The sequence below is a fragment of the Pseudoalteromonas sp. MMG033 genome (genome assembly GCF_057197785.1).
Genome location: NZ_CM170070.1, coordinates 2,296,630 through 2,317,625 on the forward strand (window position 1 = coordinate 2,296,630; position 20,996 = coordinate 2,317,625).

Annotated in this window: 14 protein-coding genes; 12 read left to right on the plus strand and 2 right to left on the minus strand. The window is 42.9% G+C overall.

Going from position 1 to position 20,996, the window contains the following annotated elements; translation table 11 throughout:
- Positions 1-3: 3 nt before the first annotated feature.
- Positions 4-1,893, minus strand: coding sequence for an EAL domain-containing protein (locus tag AC2CZC_RS10145; protein ID WP_484584728.1), 1,890 nt, complete (start codon positions 1,891-1,893; stop codon positions 4-6).
- A gap of 295 nt (positions 1,894-2,188) precedes the next feature.
- Here AC2CZC_RS10145 and panP point away from each other — a divergent pair, with 295 nt between their 5' ends.
- Positions 2,189-3,820 carry a pyridoxal-dependent aspartate 1-decarboxylase PanP gene (gene panP / locus AC2CZC_RS10150; protein ID WP_484584729.1) on the plus strand — a complete coding sequence of 544 codons (1,632 nt, stop codon included), beginning with the start codon at positions 2,189-2,191 and terminating at the stop codon, positions 3,818-3,820.
- Positions 3,821-4,177: 357 nt separating this feature from the next.
- Entirely contained in the window at positions 4,178-5,263 is a 1,086-nt protein-coding gene (locus AC2CZC_RS10155; RefSeq protein ID WP_484584730.1) for a sensor domain-containing diguanylate cyclase, read from the plus strand.
- Between the two features lie 5 nt (positions 5,264-5,268).
- Here AC2CZC_RS10155 and AC2CZC_RS10160 read toward each other — a convergent pair whose 3' ends face one another.
- Entirely contained in the window at positions 5,269-8,688 is a 3,420-nt protein-coding gene (locus tag AC2CZC_RS10160; RefSeq protein WP_484584731.1) for a PAS domain-containing hybrid sensor histidine kinase/response regulator, read from the minus strand.
- Positions 8,689-9,088: 400 nt separating this feature from the next.
- Between AC2CZC_RS10160 and AC2CZC_RS10165 the strand changes: the two genes are divergently transcribed.
- From AC2CZC_RS10165 to AC2CZC_RS10210, 10 genes are all read left to right on the plus strand, one after another.
- On the plus strand, positions 9,089-9,352 hold the full coding sequence (locus tag AC2CZC_RS10165; protein ID WP_039611905.1) for a DUF4212 domain-containing protein: 264 nt from the start codon (positions 9,089-9,091) through the stop codon (positions 9,350-9,352).
- Between the two features lie 11 nt (positions 9,353-9,363).
- Positions 9,364-11,088, plus strand: coding sequence for a sodium:solute symporter family protein (locus tag AC2CZC_RS10170; RefSeq protein ID WP_284021489.1), 1,725 nt, complete (start codon positions 9,364-9,366; stop codon positions 11,086-11,088).
- A 62-nt stretch (positions 11,089-11,150) separates the two neighbouring features.
- A complete protein-coding gene (locus AC2CZC_RS10175) occupies positions 11,151-12,998 on the plus strand; it encodes a DUF294 nucleotidyltransferase-like domain-containing protein (protein WP_484584732.1) in 1,848 nt (615 codons plus the stop codon).
- Between the two features lie 28 nt (positions 12,999-13,026).
- Positions 13,027-13,620, plus strand: a complete 594-nt coding sequence (locus AC2CZC_RS10180) for a 3'-5' exonuclease (protein WP_484584733.1) — start codon at positions 13,027-13,029, stop codon at positions 13,618-13,620.
- 162 nt (positions 13,621-13,782) lie between these two features.
- Positions 13,783-14,796: an erythrose-4-phosphate dehydrogenase gene (epd, locus tag AC2CZC_RS10185; protein ID WP_484584734.1), complete on the plus strand. Its 1,014-nt coding sequence runs from the start codon at positions 13,783-13,785 to the stop codon at positions 14,794-14,796.
- A gap of 30 nt (positions 14,797-14,826) precedes the next feature.
- Entirely contained in the window at positions 14,827-16,005 is a 1,179-nt protein-coding gene (locus AC2CZC_RS10190; RefSeq protein ID WP_484584735.1) for a phosphoglycerate kinase, read from the plus strand.
- A 150-nt stretch (positions 16,006-16,155) separates the two neighbouring features.
- Positions 16,156-17,220, plus strand: a complete 1,065-nt coding sequence (gene fba / locus AC2CZC_RS10195) for a class II fructose-bisphosphate aldolase (RefSeq protein WP_063361031.1) — start codon at positions 16,156-16,158, stop codon at positions 17,218-17,220.
- Between the two features lie 615 nt (positions 17,221-17,835).
- Positions 17,836-18,525, plus strand: coding sequence for a phosphate regulon transcriptional regulator PhoB (phoB, locus tag AC2CZC_RS10200; protein ID WP_023399796.1), 690 nt, complete (start codon positions 17,836-17,838; stop codon positions 18,523-18,525).
- A gap of 61 nt (positions 18,526-18,586) precedes the next feature.
- On the plus strand, positions 18,587-19,915 hold the full coding sequence (gene phoR / locus AC2CZC_RS10205) for a phosphate regulon sensor histidine kinase PhoR (protein ID WP_484584736.1): 1,329 nt from the start codon (positions 18,587-18,589) through the stop codon (positions 19,913-19,915).
- Between the two features lie 78 nt (positions 19,916-19,993).
- Positions 19,994-20,962 (plus strand): PstS family phosphate ABC transporter substrate-binding protein, encoded by a 969-nt coding sequence (locus AC2CZC_RS10210; protein ID WP_039611897.1) that lies wholly within the window; start codon positions 19,994-19,996, stop codon positions 20,960-20,962.
- The last annotated feature ends 34 nt before the right edge of the window (positions 20,963-20,996 follow it).

The following is a 20,996-nucleotide window of genomic DNA, read 5'->3' on the forward strand; positions in this document are numbered from 1 at the left end:
TCGCTAGGCCTCATTGAGTTGCACTCGAGCGGTTCCTTCTTTAATGTGCGGTGCCGCTGCGCCAATGAATTCTCCCTCAAAAAGCGTAATATGTGTGCCAGCTAATTGATTTAATTGCGCTTGGGTTTTTATCCCAGACACAATCAATGAGATCTGGCTGTTTTTACATTGCTCGCCGATATGCTTCACCAGCCCTTTGACTTGAGGGTTGTCTGCCAGTTGTTCAATCAACTTTTCGTCCAGTTTTACTGCATTGATCGACATTTTAAGTATGCGACTAATAGTGAGCAGGCCACTATTGCGTGAATTCACTAATATGTTTACGCCCTTAGCACGTAAAATACTGATGATTGCCGTCATATCGTTAAATTGACTGATCAACGCCTGTTCGTCCAATTCAAAAGTGATTAAATTAGGTTGCGGGTAGCGGTTAATGGCTTGAGTAATGCACTCCATCATTTGCGGGTCACGCAAATCTTGTGGGGTCAATGCTAAACTCCAAGCAATATTGGTTTTTCTAAATTGTGCGACACACAACTCAAGCATCTGTTTAGTTAGTTGCGAGTTGAGACGAGAGTGCTTAATGACTTCCCCAAAGGCTTGTGATTTTAATATAACGCCTTGTTCTGTCAGTACTCTTGGGGCGCAGTGGTACTGGACAATTTGCTGATCATTAATACTGGCCCTTGGAGTGAAATAAGGAATGATCCTATGCTGGTCAAAAGCACTTTGCACCGTTTTTGCAATGGCTAAATTAGACTCTTGCAGTAATTTGGTTTTCTGTGTTTGCTGCCCATATATGTAGGTGGTTTGATGAAGCTGCTGAGCCTGTCTGCATGCGATGAAGGCATTCTCGAGTAGCAGACCTTTATTACCGCGTGCTATACCAGCTTTAAGTTGAATGTATAGCATGGGCTCATTAAGAATGGGCCTTGAAAATGGAAACTCAGAAATTAAATTATTTAAGTAGTGCTCACCATTTGGCGTATCACAGAGTAACACCAGTTTTGAGGTGGCCAAACGATACACTTTAAAGGGAGTGGTTAGGTTTTGAAAGTATCGCATTACATTTTGAATGACTTTGTCACCGACGCCTGCGCCATAAAAGCTGATGATTTCTTCAAGCTCACAAATGGAAATAATCGCGAGGCTCAGGTGCGACCTTTTTGCATTGCCTAAGTCTTGCTCAAGCGCTAAGCGGTTGGCAAACCCCGTGCGGGCATCAGTTGTGAGGGTGCGGCGATAAACGAGCATATAAGTGCCAGCCACAAGCAAAGCAATGCAAAAGAAAAAGCTTGCTGAAAGGACTGCTTGAGTGACATTCTCTTGCAGCTGACTTTCTATATGTGAAATCGTAATGTCTGCGCCAGTGAGGTAAATCTGCCCATTTGGAGTAATATGAGGCACAAATATTGTTTTAAAATGTCCCCATTTATCAGAGGAAATCTCAAAGACTTCAGTGGTTGATAAAAAGGCCCCTTTATTACTTGTGGTGGCTTCTTCATAGATATCTTTAAATTGGGTGATATGACCTTTAGCAACATCATCAACTGTATAGCTGGAGGCTGTGAAACGCACATGGGGTGAGTCGTAAACCATTGAGTAGATGTACTCTACGCCAATAGATTGGGCAAGCTTTGTTAGTTGCTCGCTGTTTGCTTTGTATTCAGTAAGAGGTAAATTTGCCAAGTTGTCGTGGTAGTTGGAGCCGACAAACAAATTTGCGCTATGTGCCGCGATGCGTAGCTTTTCATCTATTTCAATCATGATTGTCGCTTTACTACTTTGATAAGTGTAGTAAACGTATCCGACAAGAGAGATGACAAAGATAATAAAGCCAATGAGTACCCAGGTTAAAGAAAGGGTACGATGAGCAAAGTTCCATTTAGTCATTGCAGTTCCTGTTGCTTGTAGCGTTAAATAATATTACAAATTTTATATCTTTGGTTTAAAGTTTACAAAGTTTTTAGCAGATTGCGCGCATTTTTTGTACCTGAAAACTTTCATTTTGTTTATTTATGCAGAAAATAGCGGGCAAGTTTATTTTTTTACACCGCATTTAAAGACTTTCCTGCAACTTTAAAGTAGAGTTAGTGATTTCGTAATAAATTAGTAAGGTGGATGTGCCTGTCAGGCGTAATATCAGCGCAAGCGCACTTATCTACTCTATTTGTGATTGGGAATAACAATGGGTCCAAAGCGTTGTGCAGTCGCTTCTGAAGAAAGCTTGATGCGAATCTTTACCGTACCGGAAGCCCCTGGCTCTACACTCAGTAAAATAGAACAAGAGATCTCTCATAATCTTGCGGGTTTTCTGAACGAGAATATTGCTGCAATTGAAAAGCCCCTGCATGAGATAGAGAAAGACTTTCAATCAGCGGCAATTCCAGAAGAGCCTACTTTTGTATCTGATTATGCTCAAGATATTATGGAGCAGTTGGTTGCACACTCAGTGCATACCGCGTCGCCAAGCTTTATTGGTCATATGACGTCGGCATTGCCACACTTTCTACTGCCTTTATCTAAGCTAATGGTCGGCTTGAACCAAAACTTGGTTAAGATTGAGACGTCTAAGGCATTCACACCCCTTGAGCGACAAGTGTTAGGTATGATGCACCATTTGACTTATGGTCAAGATGAAGCCTTTTATGAAAAGTGGATGCACAGCGCCAAGAATGCGTTAGGTGCGTTTTGCTCTGGCGGAACGATTGCCAATATTACCGCATTGTGGATCGCGCGAAACCGTTTATTGAAACCTGATGGTGAATTTAAAGGGATTTCGTCTCAAGGCATGTTTGCAGCCATGATGCACTATGGCTATAAAGGCCTTGCGGTACTGGTATCTGAGCGTGGCCATTATTCTCTTGGTAAAGCTGCTGATGTACTCGGTATCGGCCGTGATAATTTCATTGCTATTCGCACCAATCAAAATAATAAAGTGGATATGAATGCCATGCGTGAAAAAGCACGTGAGCTTGAAGCGCAAGGGATCAAGGTGATGGCCATTGTGGGCGTTGCGGGCACCACTGAGACCGGCAGCATAGACCCATTACATGAGATGGCTGCGTTATGTGAAGAACTAGACTGCCACTTCCATGTCGATGCTGCATGGGGAGGCGCAACATTACTGTCTAATACCTACAGGCACTTATTGTCGGGCATTGAAAAAGCAGATTCAGTCACCATTGATGCGCATAAGCAAATGTATGTGCCAATGGGTGCCGGCATCGTACTATTCAAAGACCCAGCAGCAACAGATGTGATTGAGCACCACGCTGAGTATATTTTACGTAAAGGCTCAAAAGATTTAGGAAGCCATACACTTGAGGGTAGCCGGCCTGGTATGGCAATGCTTGTCCATGCATGCTTGCAGGTGATTGGTCGCAAAGGGTATGAGATGCTCATTGATCAGAGCATAGAAAAAGCTCAGTACTTTGCTAACTTAATTGCTGAGCAAGATGACTTTGAGCTGATTTCTCAACCTGAACTTTGCTTACTAACATATCGTTATGTGCCAAAAGAAGTTAAACAAGCATTGCTTAAGGTCGATGAACAGGAAAAGCTGGATATATACGCTGCGCTTAACCGTCTTACTGCAAGTATGCAAAAGCGCCAACGTGAAACTGGCCGATCATTTGTATCCAGAACAAGGCTGACACCAGAGCAGTACGGTAATCAACCTACTGTGGTGTTTCGTGTTGTCTTAGCAAACCCATTAACGTCTTATCAAATGCTCAATGAGATTTTAGAAGAGCAAAGGGAAATGGCTCAGCATGATCCTATTTTGAAAAAATACTTAAGCAAATATTTAACGACATAAAAAGGAGCCAGCTGGCTCCTTTTTATTTGGCAATAACGAAATACAGCATAATTTATAAATAAAACAACTAGTTTGCGCTAGACAGTGAGCAGCTAAGTGAAATTTTAAAAAGGCATTTTTTGATTCAAAATATTTTATCTTTATGTGAGTACCTTAAATGGGATAAATAAAGTGCTTTTTTATCTTATCGGCGTATTATTAATAGTTGAGGTAGCCAATGGTATTTCGCCAATTGATTTAATTTTGTTGAATTGAAAACAGCGATTTCAGCTGTAAGAATACAGGCTACGCATTATTACATGTGACCGTAAATAAAGGTTACAGAGTGCATAAACTAGATGTATTTGGGTGAAAACATTGGCTGTAGATGTGAAAGAGTATGAAGGTGATATGTCTAACAATAGACATAATGAGCTAACACATGTCACACAGAGACTGAGAAGAGTCTTATCAAAAGAGGTTGATGTATCTGTCGGCCACCAACAATTTTTGTCGGATATCTTGCTTGAAGCAAAAGAGCTATTGAATGTTAGTCGAGTATCAGTGTGGTTGTTCGATGATGCCGCTAAGCCAAGTAAATTAATTAACTACGCCAATACAGATTGGAATGGGTTGATAACTGGACCTTTGCCTGAACTCGCAGTGCAAGATTATCCTAATTACTTTCGCGCTATTATCAATGGCGAGACAATCTCTGCAAATGATGCGATGACAGATGCGAGAACCAGTGAATTTACGGATGGTTATTTAGTACCACAGCAGATCTGCGCTTTACTGGATGCCGCGATTTTTCAAAATGGTTTAGCCATTGGGGTGGTGTGCTGTGAAGGGCGTTTTGAACCCAGAAATTGGTTGCAATGGGAGGTAGTTGCGACTGAGCTTATTGCTGATTGTTGCAGCCGTAGGCTATTGGTGCACGAGTTATGGCAAATGCAGCAGCGCTTAACGGAGATGGCATTTCAGGATGTGTTAACAGGACTGAATAACCGCCGCTATGTTATGGATTATGCCAAGAGTGAAATGAGTCGCCATCAACGCGCGGATAGGCCACTCAGCTTGCTAATGATTGACCTAGATAGATTTAAGTTGATCAATGATAAATACGGCCATGATGGTGGCGACGAAGTGTTAAAGCAATTTGCTCAGTGTTGTAATTCATTGGTGCGAACGGAAGATTGCGTGTGCCGGTTAGGTGGTGAAGAATTTATCATTTTGCTACCTGAGACAGAAGTTGCGTTGGCAATGAATGTAGCGCAGCGGCTCAAGGAAAAAGCCGCAGCGTTAGAGGTTCAGTATGAAGGTGACATTATTCATTTTACGGTCAGTATCGGTGTCGCCAGCGTAAATCTAAATATGCCCTTTAGCCAATCACTAAAAGCAGCAGATCAAGCTGTTTATCAAGCGAAAGCCGCCGGGCGAAACCAAATAAAACTCGCGTTGTAACTGAATCACTGAGAGTGATTCAGTAGTGCTTTGAGCTTGGCTGGTTTTAATGGTTTAGTCAGGTAATGTATTTGTTTCGCTTTAACTTGAGCTTTCAAAGATTGATCGCGCACTGCGGTTATGAGGACTGCGGGAATGTCATGTTGCCAAATTTCTCTGAGAGTTGCGATTAACGTGACTCCGTCGAATTCAGTACCAAGCTGATAATCAACCAGTAATACATCGGGTGCTTTATGGATTTTTGCATAGGCGAGTACATCATCGACTTGTGCAAACACTGAGTGTTGTAGCTGCCATTTATCCAATAGACTGGACATCGCCGCTAAGTTGTTAGGATCATCATCAATTGCAATCACAGAGAGCTGCCTTTTGTTCTTTGACGGCCTTACTTTGCTGTCTGCTTGTACATGTTGTTGTTCGCCCAGTGGCACTTCAATACAAAAGCGACTGCCTGATGATAGCTTTGAGTGCATGGATAGAGGAATGCTCATTAAATCACAGAGGCGCTTTACAACGCCCAAACCCAGCCCGACGCCTCGGTTATCACCAGATTCAATACGATAAAAATCAGTAAATATTTTTTCTTGTTCAAGTTTCGAGATCCCGGGACCTGTATCCCAAACTTCAATACGCAAGCCATGTGCGCGTTTGCGACAGGCAATAAGCACAGTACCTGAATCCGTGTATTTAACTGCATTGGATACCAGATTTTGTATTACACGGCGCAAATAAGTAATGTCGCTATGTACGATATGCTCAGTGTTTCGCACTCTCAGCTTGAGCCCTTTGTCTTGGCAGATAAGGGCGTATTCATTGACCAAAGGTTTAATAATATCATTGAGGTTAAAGTGCTTCGGACTGGGCTGCATGGCACCTTGTTCTAGCTTGGCGATATCGAGTAACGAGGACATGAGGTGGACGGTTGAGTCCAAGCTATCACCCAGTTTATTGAGGTTACTCATTTGCGTATCAGGGATCTGCTGTTCATCAATGGCGCCAAGGTATAACCTTGCAGCATTCAGCGGTTGTAGGATGTCGTGACTGGCGAGGGCTAAAAATCGCGTTTTACTGTCATTTGCGCGTTCGGCCTCTTTTTTTGCACTGACAAGATCTTGCTCTATTTTTTCTCGAGTTGCGATTTGGGCTTTTAAATCTTGGTTTATAGCACGTATTTCCAGTGTTCTGGCTTCAATGCGATTTTCTAAGTCCATATTGATCTCTTCAAGGGCATTTTGCGTGGCCATGTGCATAGTGATATCAGAGAAACTAGTAACAAAGCCACCACCAGGTAGTGGGTTACCGGTCATTTCAAAAACCTGTCCATTTTCTCTGTGCCGTATATAGTGATGGGGTGTACCATTTTTGAGGTGCTGCACACGCTTTTCAACCAGCTTTTCTAATGCGCCGGGCCCACATTCACCGCGCTGTGCGTTGTAGCGGATAATCTCTTCAATATCTTGACCTACTTGCAAGTAACCTTGAGGGTATTCAAACATTTCATGATAACGCTTGTTCCAAGCAACAAGCTTTAGGTCTTTATCTACAACTGAGATGCCATGACTCAGGTTTTCCAATGAGGTAAATAAAAGGTTCTGGTTAAATTGTAGCGCTTGTGTTGTTTCATCAAAAAAGGTGACAACTTCTTCAAACGCCATTTGCTTGCCAGAGGATACTGCGTGGATCAGGGCTTGTGCTGACGACGCGCCAAGCACACCTGTTAATGCGCGCTCACAAAAGCTAATGAAATCTGGGGTTGGCGACGCGTTATTCTCATCAATGTCCTCGTTGAGGGCATAGTGTCCGAGTAACTGCTGACTGCGTTGTATACCCAAAAAAGTTTGCAATAGAACTTTGAAGTCATAGACGGTGGCTTTGACTTCTTTATTTAGTTTTTTAGCTAAAGCAGCTTGCTCTTTGGGTCTCACAAATGCTGTCGCTTGCAGTTTATCGATAAGGCGCTCGTGAGCCCCTAAAGAGAAGCTAATGTAACAGCTGATATTTGCAAGCAATGCGAGCAAGGTGCCTCGTGTGACTATGGTTTGCTGAGTCTGATAATCCAATAACTCGGGAGATGAGATAATGGGCAGTAATAAAAACAGTGCCCAGCAAATGAGTCCCGCGAGTAGTCCTGCATATACGCCATAGGCATGGCCTTTACGCCAATACAATCCACCGACAATGGCTGGCAGTAATTGGGTGACTAATGAAAAGGCAACTAGTCCCATACTGGCGAGCGCTGCGCCATGCCCGAACCATTGCTGATACAAATAAGCGAGTAATAAAATAGCACCAATAATAAAGCGTCGAACAAGCAGTATTTGTGACTTGTAGTTATTGGTTAATAAGCTCTTTTTAAAGCGCCTTTTCAGCAGTAAAGGTAGCACAATGTCGTTAGAAAGCATGGTACTTAGTGTCAACGTTGCGACAACAATCATGGCCGTTGCAGCAGAGAGGCCGCCAATAAATACGAACGTAGACATCACTGGGTAGTCGATGCTCAGCGGTAGGCCTAAAACAAAGCTGTCTGCGGCTATCCCTTGACCAATACCCGGGTGTATTGCGGCGCTTGCGATGGGAATAATCATCAAAGCAATCAACATTAAATATAGCGGAAACGCCCATCTAGCGGTGTTTAAATGGTTACTGTTCTGGTTATCTACAACAGTGACGTGAAACTGTCTAGGAAGGCAAATGATGGCAGCTGCTGCCATTAGCGTTTGGCCAATAAAGTTAAAGTTAGCGAAATCAAAGTCGCGCCAGTGCGCCCAAATTGAGTGGGTATCGCTTTGCGAAAAAAGGGCTTGGATTGAAATGTATGCAACGGCGATGAGGGCAAGTAGTTTAATGATAGACTCAAATGCGACCGCTAACATGAGCCCTGAGCGGTATTCTGTAACATCAACCTTTCGTGCGCCGAAAAAGATAGCAAACAGTGCCATCATTAAGGTGCCGATCAATGCCAATATCGCGCCTGAGACTTCATCATTTTGACGCAGCAGTTCGAAGCTGTTGGCCAACGCTTTGAGTTGCAGTGCAATGTAAGGAATAGTCGCAAGCAAGGCGATGAGTGTGACCATAACCGCAGTCATTTGTCTTTTGCCGTAACGGGCACTGATAAAGTCTGAAATCGTGGTGATATTTTGCTTTTTACTGACCAATATCAGTTTACGTAAAAAGCCGTGACCAAATAAAAACAGTAGCGCAGGCCCTAACAAAATGGGGAAGAAGTGCCAGCTACTGGCTGCGGCGGTACCAACTGAACCGTAGTATGTCCATGATGTACAATAAATCCCCAATGCAAGCGCATAGACAAAGGGGTGATGGCTTATCTTTTGTGCCAAAGGCGTGTGTTTATCACCCCAATTAGCCAGCCAAAAGAGTAGGCCAATATAACTCAGGGCAACCAAAATAAGCGCAGCTGTCATCGTCGGTCCTAATTGATGTTATTGATTGTATTATTAAATTCGATGATTGGTTTGAGCTCTCATCTTATCTGGCTTACCCAGAATATACCAGCGAGTTAGTCGATAAATATAATACGCTGATTCTTATGAAGAATTGGTAATTTATTGTGCTAATTAGACTAATGTCTTATACCGTATGAAGTGTTAATAATTTGCATGATATGTCATACATTATTTTTATAAGGTATTGATTTTAAAGTCTATTAAATATATTCAAGTTATTTCAATTTGCAGTTTACGTAAACGTCACCCTGTGTTTACGACTAAGGTCTCAATTCAATCTAGACAAGCCGTTGCTACAGTCAAAAGGTCAATTAATACCAACGCATATACACATTATGCGTTAAACGGGGAGTTAATCATGGCCTTTAAAAGTGAAGAACAAGCAAAAGCATATTGGTCAGAAAATCTAGCCTTGATGTTTAAGCTACTAGTAATTTGGTTTGTGGTGTCATTTGGATGTGGCATTTTATTTGTCGACGTACTGAACGAAGTACGTTTTTTTGGGTTTAAATTGGGCTTTTGGTTTTCACAACAAGGTGCAATTTATACATTTGTTGCTTTGATTTTTGTCTACGTATCAAAAATGGATGCGCTCGATAAAAAATACGGCGTAGATGAGTAAGGAGCAGCATAATGGATGTTCAATCGTTTACATTTTTAATCGTAGGGCTGAGCTTTGCGTTATATATCGGTATCGCCATTTGGGCGCGTGCTGGATCAACCAATGAGTTTTATGTTGCGGGTGGCGGTGTGCCTCCTGTGGCAAATGGGATGGCAACCGCAGCGGATTGGATGAGTGCTGCGTCGTTTATTTCTATGGCGGGCATTATCTCTTTTGCGGGATATGATGGCGGTGTTTACCTGATGGGGTGGACTGGTGGCTATGTATTACTGGCACTCTGTCTGGCGCCATATTTACGTAAGTTTGGTAAATTTACGGTGCCTGATTTCATTGGTGATAGGTATTATTCACAGGTCGCACGGGTTGTGGCTATTTTGTGTGCCATTTTTATCTGTTTCACCTATATCGCAGGGCAGATGCGTGGCGTTGGTGTCGTTTTCTCTCGTTTCCTAGAGGTTGATATTGAAACGGGCGTTTATATCGGTATGGTTATTGTTTTCTTCTACGCCGTGTTGGGTGGTATGAAAGGGATCACTTACACGCAAGTGGCACAGTACTGTGTGTTAGTGTTTGCTTACTTAGTACCGGCTATCTTTATTTCTATGATGATGACAGGCCATTTATTGCCTCAAACAGGGTTTGGTGCAACGCTTGCTGATGGCTCAAACACCTATTTACTCGATAAACTCGATGGGCTCAGTACCGAGCTGGGATTTGCCCAGTACACCGAGGGGTCTAAGAGTATGATTGATGTGTTTGCTATTACAGCGGCATTGATGGTGGGTACTGCGGGTTTACCCCATGTTATCGTGCGCTTCTTCACCGTACCAAAAGTAAAAGATACGCGTATCTCTGCGGCGTGGACATTGGTATTTATCGCCATTGTTTATACAACAGCGCCTGCCGTTGCTTCGTTTGCACGAGTAAACATGATAGATACGATTAATGGTAAAGACGGCAGTGGCACAGCATATGCTGAAGCGCCGCAGTGGGTGAAGAACTGGGAAAGAACAGGCCTTATCACATTCAATGATAAAAACGGTGATGGCAAAATGTTCTACTCTGCAGGCAAAATTGACGACCCAGCAAGTACAAACGAGGTTAAAATTGATAGAGATATCATGGTATTGGCAAACCCAGAAATTGCAGACTTACCTGCTTGGGTCATCGCTCTGGTTGCCGCAGGTGGTATTGCAGCTGCACTGTCGACAACCGCAGGGTTATTGCTGGTTATCTCGACATCGGTGTCGCATGACTTACTCAAGCGCACGCTCAAACCTGACATCAGTGATAAGCAAGAGCTCATGGCAGCGAGGCTCGCGGCGATGGTGGCCATTGGGATCTCAGCCTACTTTGGCATAAACCCACCGGGATTTGTGGCATCGGTAGTGGCATTTGCCTTTGGCTTAGCAGCAGCGAGTTTCTTCCCAGCCATTATTATGGGGATTTTCTCTAAACGCATGAACAAAGAGGGGGCTATCGCCGGTATGATCTCGGGTATTGGCTTTACAGCGGCGTACATTATTTACTTTAAATTTGTGAGCCCTGAGTTGAACGCCCCTGCAAACTGGCTATTTGGTATCTCACCTGAAGGTATCGGTATTATCGGTATGCTGGTTAACTTTGGTGTTGCCGCGGTTGTGATGAAACTGACCGCTGAAACACCAGATGAGGTGAAGCGCATGGTAGATGGGATCCGTAATCCAAAAGGCTCTGGTGAAGCACACGCGCACTAAAACGTTGAAGATGAATAATAGCCCAGCTCTTGCTGGGCTATTATTTTTTGAGGCTATTAAAAATGACACATACCCACTCAGCAGTCACCGATGTACTGGACTTTGTGACGCAGCAACTGCCGTTTAGCACGTTGCCTGGATCTTGTGCACACTTCTTTGTGAATCATGCCAAGGTTGTGTATATCACCTCGTTGAATCAGGCTGAATTACTGAGTTCTGAACAAAAGTATTTATATCTTGTGCGCTCAGGCGTGTTTGATTTAGTTGATAATTCGGGGGAAGTAGTCACGAGATTGGGAGAAGGCGACTACTTTGGTTACCCGTCATTACTCACTGGGGAAGATATTCAAAACCATCTTGAAGTGCAAACTGGTGGGCTTATTTTTTTACTGCCGCAGGAAGACTTCGACTTTTTAAGACGAGAGTATCCAGCGTTTGAGCAGCACTTTGTGCGTGCGCATAAAAAGCGCTTATTGTCGAGTCACTTTAAAGAGCGGGGAAGAGGGTGGTCAGAGCGAAAAATATCGACGTTAATGTGTAGAACTGCTGTGACGATAGAACCAAAAGCGAGCGTTGTAGAAGCAGCGAAAGTTATGCACAAAGCGGGTGTGTCTTCAGTGATCATCACTGAAAACGGGCAGCTGTCAGGGATAGTGACAGATAGAGATTTACGTAATCGTGTTTTGGCAGCTGAGCTTGACCCACACGTGTCCGTGACAAAAGTGATGACCCGCGATCCTAAGTTTATTTTTGAAAATAATCGTGCTTTTGCTGCTTTACACTTGATGCTTAAACACAATATCCATCATTTACCCGTGCTCAATGAAGAACGCATGCCTTTAGGCATGGTGACCAGTACCGACTTATTGCGTCAACAAAAGCACGACCCGGTACAATTAATTGGGCAAATATATAAAGCGAATAGTCATCAAGAAGTTGTTCACTTGGCGAAGGAAATTCCTGCTTTACTACGAGGGTTCTCTAATACAGTTGAAGATATTTCGTTTATTGGGACACTGCTCAGTGGCTTAACTGATGCAATGACGAGTCGCTTAACTGAATTATTTATCAAACAGCAAGGTGAACCGCCGTGTCGTTTTTGTTGGATATGTTTTGGCTCTCAAGCACGAGAAGAGCAAACGTTACATTCTGATCAAGATAATGGCCTGATTGTCTCAAATTCTATTTTGCCGCATCAAAGGGCCTATTTTGCAAAATTGGGTGAGTTTGTTACTGGGCATCTCATTAGTTGCGGGATAAAAGCATGTCCTGGCGGTATTATGGCAAGTAATGAGCTGTGTCGAGGTACTGTTGCTGAGTGGCTGATGCGTTTTGAGCAGTGGTGCCATACCCCGACGCCTCAAGCGATGCTCAACAGTAAAATCTTTTTTGATAGGCGTTTTATTTTTGGCGACCAATCCCTTTACCAAGCTTTAAATGTGCAGCTTAACAATATGCAAAAGCAAGACATCTTCTTTGCAGCAATGGCGACTGACATCAGTGCCAATAGTGTGCCGATGGGGTTATTTCAACAATTTAAGCTACAGCGTGATAAAAGAAAACATGGTTATCTGGATTTAAAAACGCGTGGCGTGGCGATTGTGAACGACCTTGCTCGCATTTATGCGCTTAAGTGTGGTTTGACAAAAGCTAATACGCAAGCGCGTTTAGAGGCATTGAAAGCGTTTTCAATTTTAAGCAAAGAAGATATTTATAATTTGCAAGATTGCTGGCGATTTTTGACTCAACTGCGCTTTAAAATACAGATTGAGGATTTAGATTTACCACCCAATTGTATTAACCCAGAGCACTTAAGCTCTTTGGAGCGCCATCAGTTAAAAGAAGCATTTCACCTAATCAAGCAAGCGCAGCAAGCATGCGTATTTAAATTTGCACGAGGTAGTTTGTAAACATATGAGATGGTTGTTGCCAAGTTTCATGAGAAAAGAGCATGAACCGCTTTGGTTGGAAAGTGAGTTAGTTGTTGTCGACTTGGAACTGACCGGACTAGATCCTAATCAGCATGAGATTGTCTCTGTTGCATGGGTGGAAATAAAACGAGGTCAGGTTGCGTTACAGAGTGCACAATACCGGTTAAACAAAGGTGTAAAAGACCTTGAACAGAGCCCAATTTATCACGGAATATCAGAGCCTGAAATTGAAGAAAAAGGCGAGTGCCTTGAGCAAATCCTCACTGCCTTGGCAGGTGGTTTAAATACTAAAACATTGGTGTGTCACAATGCGTTTCTTGATTGGGGGTTTTTGCAAAAACACTTTATTCAATACGATATCTCTGTACAACCTAAGTACATCATAGATACTTTAAAGTTGGAAAAAAAACGCCTGCTCCGAGCTCAGGAAGCGGTACGACAAGAGCAGTTAACTCTGCCCGCGTGCCGAGCGCGATATGGCTTGCCAACCTATCAAAATCACAATGCGTTAAGCGATGCACTAGCAACCGCAGAGCTTTTGTTGGCTCAAGTCGGTCATTTAGATACTCAAAAGTCTATCAAGCTGCGAAATTTAGTATAAAGTAAGGTAGTTCACGTTCTTTTTTTGGCAATTTACCTCATATAAAGAAAAATTTTTGCATATCACTTACACATTTGTTCAAGGTCGATTACAATAGCGCCATCTTTACAAAGGAGTCTAGGTTACTTCTTTATCGCATGTAGAAAATGGGTCTTCTAATTAATGACAATCAAACTGGCAATCAATGGTTTTGGTCGCATAGGTCGCAATATTGTCCGAGCCCTCTTTGAGTCTGGGCGCAACAATGAATTTCAAATAGTTGCTATTAACGAGTTGGCAGATCCTGAAGGGATCGCGCATTTAATGAAGTACGACACCTCGCATGGTCGCTTCGCATTTCCAGTCAATCTCAACAAACCCTATCTAGAAGTTGCTGGGCAACAAATTCAAATTTTTAATGAGCAAGACCCAAGTCATTTACCATGGCATGCCTTAGATATCGATGTCGTTTTAGAATGTACAGGTGTTTACCACTCTAGGCAGCATGCGACAGCGCATATCGCCGCAGGCGCTAAAAAAGTGCTGTTTTCTCACCCTGCTGATGCAGATGTAGACGAAACCATTGTCTATGGTATCAATGACGATAATTTAAAAGCAGCACATACCATCGTCTCAAATGGGTCGTGTACAACAAACTGTATTGTTCCTGTCATTAAAGTATTAGATGATGCTTTTGGTATCGAGTCTGGTGCAATAACAACCATTCATGCATCGATGCATGACCAGCAGGTGATTGATGCATACCATAAAGACTTAAGACGTACTCGTGCTGCGAGTCAGTCTATTATTCCGGTTGATACAAAATTGGCGCGCGGTATCGAGCGCATATTACCTAAATTTCATGGGCGCTTTGAAGCAATCGCCGTCAGAGTTCCTACAATTAATGTGACCGCAATGGACTTAAGTGTGTCTTTGCAAAGTGATGTCACGTTAGAACAAGTTAATCAGGTATTGGAGCAGGCTGCCAGTGGCAGGCTACAAGGGATTTTAGATTACACCGAAGAACCCTTAGTATCGGTGGATTTTAATCACGACTCTCACTCCAGTATTATTGATGGCACCCAAACCCGAGTGAGCCATAAACGCTTGGTGAAGGTGTTAGTTTGGTGTGATAACGAGTGGGGTTTTGCAAACCGTATGCTCGACACCGCAATGGCAATGATTAAAGCCTCTTAATTTTAGTATCGTTCTTTTAAGGAGATGTCCATGTCAGTCATCAAGATGGCGGATTTAGATTTAAACGGCAAACGCGTGCTTATTCGCGAAGATTTGAACGTGCCAGTGAAAGACGCAAAAGTGACGTCTGACGCGCGCATCAAAGCATCTTTGCCTACCATTAAATTAGCCCTAGAAAAAGGCGCTAAAGTAATGGTGATGTCACACCTAGGTCGCCCAACGGAAGGGGAATACGATGCGCAGTATTCACTTCAGCCGGTTGTTGATTACCTAAATGAAGTACTTGATCAAAATGTAAGACTCGTTACAGACTATCTTGATGGTGTAGAAGTTGCTGATAACGAAGTGGTTGTTTTTGAAAATGTACGCTTTAATAAAGGTGAGAAGAAAAACGACGAGGCGCTTTCTAAACAGCTTGCAGCTCTTTGCGATGTTTATGTAATGGATGCGTTTGGTACTGCACACCGTGCTCAAGCATCAACACATGGCGTAGGTCAATTTGCAGATGTTGCCTGTGCAGGTCCTTTATTGGCGGCTGAATTGGATGCTTTGGGTAAAGCGTTAGATAACCCAGCTCGTCCATTGGTTGCGATTGTCGGTGGTTCTAAAGTATCTACTAAACTAACAGTACTGGACTCACTTTCGACGGTTGTTGATCAGTTAGTTACGGGTGGCGGTATTGCCAATACATTTATTGCTGCATCTGGTAACCCTGTAGGTAAGTCTTTGTATGAAGAAGAGTTAATCCCTGAAGCTCAAAAGCTCAGTGCTGCAGCGAAAGCAAATAATGGTGAAATACCAGTGCCATCAGATGTTGTTGTTGGTAAAGAGTTCTCAGAAACAGCGGTTGCAGTGATTAAAGATGCTTCTGAAGTTGAAAGCGATGACATGATTTTTGACATTGGTCCTAACACGGCGAATGAATTAGCTAAAATCATCGAGCAAGCTGGCACTGTTGTCTGGAACGGCCCAGTTGGCGTTTTTGAGTTCGATCAATTTGGTAATGGTACAGAAGCCATTGCACATGCGATTGCCAAGTCTAAAGCGTTTTCAATTGCTGGTGGTGGTGACACATTGGCTGCGATTGATAAATATGGCGTTGGCGATGAAATATCGTATATCTCAACTGGTGGTGGTGCTTTCCTTGAATTCTTGGAAGGTAAAAAGTTACCAGCAGTTGATATGCTAGAGCAAAGAGCAAAAGCATAAAAATTTAAGGGGGCCTGTTTGGCCTCCAACTATTAACTTAAACACTCTCTCACTCTTTGTTTAGGTTAATAGCGGTTGTGATGCAACCAAACTAAATCTACCCCGTTCAAATAGATAGCCAAGTGCTATCAAAAATTGGAGAAAAGCAATATGGCTTTAATCAGTATGCGTCAACTTCTCGATCATGCGGCTGAGAATGGATACGGCGTTCCTGCCTTTAACGTGAATAACCAAGAGCAAATGCGTGCGATTATGGAAGCGGCTGACAGAACAAACAGCCCAGTTATCGTACAAGGCTCTGCAGGCGCTAGAAGCTATGCCGGTGCCCCTTTTATTCGCCATATGATTTTAGCTGCTGTTGAAGAATGGCCACATATCCCAGTTGTTATGCACCAAGATCACGGTACATCTCCTGCGGTATGTCAGCGTTCAATTCAATTAGGTTTTTCATCGGTCATGATGGATGGCTCTTTGCTTGATGATGGCAAAACACCATCATCTTATGAGTACAACGTAGATGTTACACGTCGCACAGTTGAAATGGCGCACGCGTGTGGTGTATCAGTAGAAGGCGAGCTAGGTGTACTAGGTTCTTTGGAAACTGGTGAAGCAGGTGAAGAAGATGGCATTGGCGCGGTTGGTAAACTGACCCAAGACCAGTTACTGACTGATCCAGAAGAAGCTGCTGACTTTGTTAAGAAAACGGGTGTTGATGCATTAGCAATTGCATGTGGTACATCGCACGGTGCATATAAATTCACACGTCCACCAACAGGTGACATTCTTGCGATTAACCGCATTAAAGAGATCCATGCGCGTATTCCTAACACGCACTTAGTTATGCATGGCTCTTCATCTGTACCACAAGAGTGGCTTGCTGTTATTAACGAGTTTGGTGGTGAAATCCCAGAAACATACGGTGTGCCAGTTGAGCAAATCGTTGAAGGGATCAAGCACGGTGTACGTAAAGTGAACATTGATACAGATTTACGTTTAGCCGCTACTGGCGCAATTCGTCGTCACCTTGCGCATAACCCTGCAAACTTTGATCCTCGTAAGTATCTAGCTGAAGCGACTAAAGCAATGACAGAGATTTGTGTTGCACGTTATGAAGCGTTTGGCACAGCAGGTCAAGCATCTAATATAAAACCAATTTCTTTAGATGACATGCATGTTAAATACCTTTCAGGTGAACTTGCGCCTCAGGTTAAGTAATTCTCGTAATTACACTTAAGAAAGCCCCATTAGGGGCTTTTTTTTCGCATTGAATACATGTCTTATGAAGTGCAGCTGTGTTTGAGGTGCTTGATCAGTGAGTGGGATCGTTATTTTACTAACCTTGAAGCGATCAGATCATTAATTTACTAACGATCTAACATTGGGATCGAATTCTTACTAACTCGTACTGTATTGGATCTAAGTTTTGTCTGTGCTTTGACAAGCTTTGTGTTGTCATTGAATAAAAGATCAATAACTTAGCATTACCTAATATCTGAACTCATCTCTCTAGTACGTATAGATCTGATCCCGAAAGGATCTGCTAGGTAAGAAAGTGATCTCAAGTTGGTGGACTTAGGAAAATAATGATCCTTGCAAAATTACACGATCTTAATAATTTTTTAATCTAAATTTTTATTGCAAAAAAAACACCTTTATTCGATGCTAACTCACGCTAATTGCAGATAAAATAGGAACAAATTGTATCTAACTTATTGAAACTATGTTCCTGATAAATGCATTAACGTTATATTATCAGGTAAACTTTCATAAAACTGTCATACTTAGTCATAATAATGAAACCGACTTCGGTAACGTAAGAGATAAATGGGAATGTCACGTAGAGTACTAGTAGTTGATGACGAAGCACCAATCAGAGAAATGTTGGTGTTTGTGTTAGAACAGAATGGCTTTCAAGCAATTGAAGCGGAAGACTATGATTCAGCGATTGCAGCCATGGTAGAGCCATACCCAGATATGGTGCTCCTAGATTGGATGTTACCTGGCGGTAGCGGTATCCAAATTGCGAAAAAGTTTAAGCAAAGTGAGTATACTCGTCAGATCCCTATCATCATGTTAACAGCACGTGGTGAGGAGGAAGACAAAGTTAAAGGATTAGAAGTAGGTGCAGATGACTACGTGACTAAGCCTTTTTCTCCAAAGGAGCTTATGGCGAGAATTAAGGCGGTAATGCGCCGCGTATCTCCAACATCGCTTGAAGAGGCGATAGAGGTACACGGCTTAAGACTGGATCCAATTTCACATCGTGTTACCTCTGCAGGTAACGAATTAGAAATGGGGCCAACTGAGTTTAGATTGTTACACTTCTTTATGACCCATCCAGAGCGTGTTTATAGCCGTGAACAGTTGCTCGATCACGTTTGGGGCACTAATGTGTATGTTGAAGACCGTACGGTTGATGTACATATTCGTCGCCTAAGAAAAGCAATTGCGCCACTTGGCCACGACAGATTAGTTCAGACTGTTCGCGGTGCGGGTTATCGCTTTTCTAGTAAAGTATAAAGCATTAATTTATGCGCTGTGGTAGCGTTATCCTAGCGCTTAATCTTTAGGATCATTTTATATGTATAGAGTGATTGATAAACAGGCGTTATTAAAACGCCTGTTTTTGTATTTTCTGCCGCTTACCCTGATAGGTATTCTGCTTGGTGCGCCTTTTGTGATGTTATTTCTGGGCGCAACAGTGTTGCTGTTTTGGCATTTTAAGCAGTTGTATAAGTTGAGTGATTGGTTGATCAACCAACGCAGCTTTAATCCTCCTGAAGGATCTGGTGCGTGGGAGCAAATTTTCGAAGGGATCTATCACCTTCAACATCGCAATCGTAAAAAGCGTAATGAGCTTGCCGCTTTGATCCGTCGCTTTCGTGAAGGTGCTGAGGCGGTGCCCGATGCAGTGATCGTGATGCAGCAGGATCTCAGTATTATTTGGTGTAACCAGTTGGCGCTTAAGATCTTAGGGCTGCAATGGCCGACTGATCATGGCCAGCGTTTGGATAACCTGATCCGTGATCCCAAGTTTGTGAAGTATATGCAAGATCATGATTTCACCGATCCGTTGGAGTTAGAAAGCGGCCACAATGATGAGCGAGTGTTAGAATTTCGGGTCATGCCTTATGCTGAACAGCTGATGATGGTTGTGCGTGACATTTCAAGACTGAAAAAACTTGAGCAAATGCGCAAAGACTTCGTTGCTAACGTGTCGCATGAACTTCGCACACCTTTGACCGTGGTCACGGGCTATCTAGAAATGATGGAAGGTGACAATATGCCGCCGCCTGCGATGTGGCAAAAAGCACATTTAACCATGATTGAGCAGTGCAAGCGCATGGACAGCTTAGTGAATCAGCTGCTTTCATTATCCCGCATTGAAGGTGATAGAGATCAGGGTAATGATAAAGCCGTTAATGTGCCAGGTATGTTGCAGTTGATCCAGACTGAAGCACTTTCTCTGAATCAAGATAAACATCATGACATTGAGTTTGATATAGATGAGACTTTGGACATCAAAGGGAGCATTGATGAGCTGCGCAGTGCTTTTTCAAACCTCGTATTTAATGCCATTCACTACACTAAACCGAATGGCAAAATTGTCGTTAGATGGTATTTAGAAGGGGAGTGCCCAGCATTTGCCGTGACGGATAATGGGGATGGCATTGCACCAGAACATATTAATCGTTTAACGGAGCGCTTTTATCGTGTGGATAAGGCGAGAAGCCGGAAAACTGGGGGCTCAGGTCTTGGTCTTGCGATCACAAAACACGTACTGAGTCGTCATGATTCTCATCTAGATATTACCAGTACCGTGGGAGAGGGCTCATGTTTTTCATTCTCTTTTCCAAAAGAAAAACGCATTTTTATGACAGTGTCTGAAAGTCATAAAAGTGTCATTTAAGAGTAATTTTATTGTAATTAACTGAGCGCACAATGAGCATCAGGTAATCAAATGGGACGAACAATCGGAGTGACCCCAATGAAATTTAAAAGCTTAGTTGCCGCAATGGGTGTGGCTGTGACAACATTGGTATCAACGCAAGTATCAGCGCTTGATAAAAACCTACAAGAGTACAACAAGACCAGCGGTATCTCAGGTAACTTTTCATCTGTGGGTTCAGATACGCTAGCGAATATGATGACGTTTTGGGCTGAAGAATACAAACGTATTTACCCTAACGTAAATATTCAAATTCAAGCGGCTGGTTCTTCTACTGCGCCGCCAGCTTTAACAGAAGCAACTGCAAACTTCGGCCCAATGAGCCGTAAGATGAAATCAAAAGAAGTTGAAGCTTTCGAGAAGCGTTATGGTTACAAGCCGACAGAAGTACGTGTAGCAATTGATGCGCTGGCTGTTTTTGTTCATAAAGATAACCCGATTAAAGGTCTACGTATTGACCAAGTGGATTCAATTTTCTCTTCAACACGTAAGTGTGGTGGTGATAAGCAAGTTGATCGTTGGAGCGATGTCGGTCTAAATGGTCCTTGGGCTGCAAAAGATATCCAATTATACGGTCGTAACTCAGTATCTGGTACATATGGCTACTTTAAGAAAAAAGCACTGTGTAAAGGCGACTTCAGAAATAACGTAAACGAGCAGCCTGGTTCTGCGTCAGTTGTACAGTCGATTTCTTCATCTGTAAACGCAATTGGTTATTCAGGTATCGGTTATAAAACGTCTGGTGTTCGTACTGTTCCACTTGCGAAGAAAGGTGATAACTTCGTAGATGCAACACTAGAGAACGTGGCAACTGGTAAGTACCCACTTTCACGTTTCCTATATGTTTATGTGAACAAGCACCCAAATAAACCACTTTCTCCAATCGAAGCTGAGTTCTTGAAGATGGTATTATCTAAAGAAGGCCAAAAGATTGTAGAAAAAGACGGTTATGTGCCGCTAACAAGCAAAATGGCAAACCGTGAACTTAAGAAGTTAGGTCTTCTATAAGTGTCAAAAATAAGTAAAAAGCCGCTCAATGAGC